1 protein-coding gene is annotated in these 1,154 nt (G+C 33.1%); it reads right to left on the reverse strand.

Going from position 1 to position 1,154, the window contains the following annotated elements:
• Window positions 1-1,075, reverse strand: a protein-coding gene (locus M2139_RS14245; RefSeq protein ID WP_280739519.1) for an IS3 family transposase whose coding sequence is annotated in 2 segments (ribosomal slippage) — window positions 1-847 and window positions 847-1,075 — 1,076 coding nt annotated over the 2 segments. Because the reading frame shifts where the segments join, the coding sequence is not laid out codon by codon here. This gene is flagged as partial in the annotation.
• Window positions 1,076-1,154: the final 79 nt, after the last annotated feature.

Consider the following 1,154-nt stretch of genomic DNA (forward strand, 5'->3'; position numbering starts at 1 on the left):
CCAATCGAACTATGGATTCGATTTCGATTATAAAATCCTTCAATGTAGCTAAATAGTGCTCGCTTTGCTTCTTCAAAGTCTGAGTAAGTAGTTGTATATACTTCTTCCTTTTTCAATGATGCATGGAAAGATTCGATTCCTGCATTATCATAAGGCGTTCCTTTTCGACTATAGGAATGCCTTATTCTGTTTGTTTCAAGCCATTTTTCCACTTCGGTTGCTGTATACTGACTTCCCAAATCAGTGTGTAGAACCATTCCTTCTGGAATGTGATAATGCTTTTTTGCTTTATTCAGTGTTTGGATTACACAATCCACAGTCATTCGTTTTGAAAATGTATAGCTAATAATTTTTTTCGTATGCAAGTCCATGATTGAAGACAAGTAACACCACCTATTTTTTTTGGTAGGAATGTAGGTGATGTCAGCCACCCATTTTTCGCAAATAGTTTTAGTAGAAAAATTTTGGTTTAAGATATTTACTCTGGACGTCACTGTTTGTTTATTCCTTTGTGGTTTGTATTTTCTAATAGTAATAGAACGTAAATTCAGTTGTCGCATTAGTTTTTGTACATGTTTAAGTGAAACTGCAATCTTTTCTTTGAGCAAGACATGATAGATTTTTGTCGCGCCATATCGTTGCTTTTTTTCAAAAAAGATAGCAGTAATTTTTTGTTTCAAGTAATTATTTTTAATTTGTGTGGTAGTTAAAGGTTTATTTCTGTAGAAATAATAGACACTTCTGGGAATTTCTAATAATCGACATAACAAAGAAACAGTGTAATCCTTACACCATTTTTCTATAAATTGAACAAGTGAATTTAGGTCTTTCGAGAGAATATGGCTGCGGCTTTTTTTAAGATTTCAAGTTCCTCCTTTAAACGGGCATTTTCTTTTTTCAATTCAACCACTTCTTTTCCAGTCAGTCCTGTGGACTGATTAGGTAAATATAAATTCTTCCATTTGTAAATCGTTGCTTCAGATAAGCCATATTCTTTCGCTAAACCTCGAATAGAACGTCCAGTTTGATTCAGTTCAACAATCATCTGTTTGAAATTTTTTTCGTATCGGGTCATAAAATTCATCCTCTCGTAGATAAGTTTAATCTATTTCCGTCTCTACGAAAAGTTGTCTAAGATTTGATACTAACACCAA

This window comes from Enterococcus sp. PF1-24 (assembly GCF_029893325.1).
Lineage (GTDB): Bacteria > Bacillota > Bacilli > Lactobacillales > Enterococcaceae > HY326.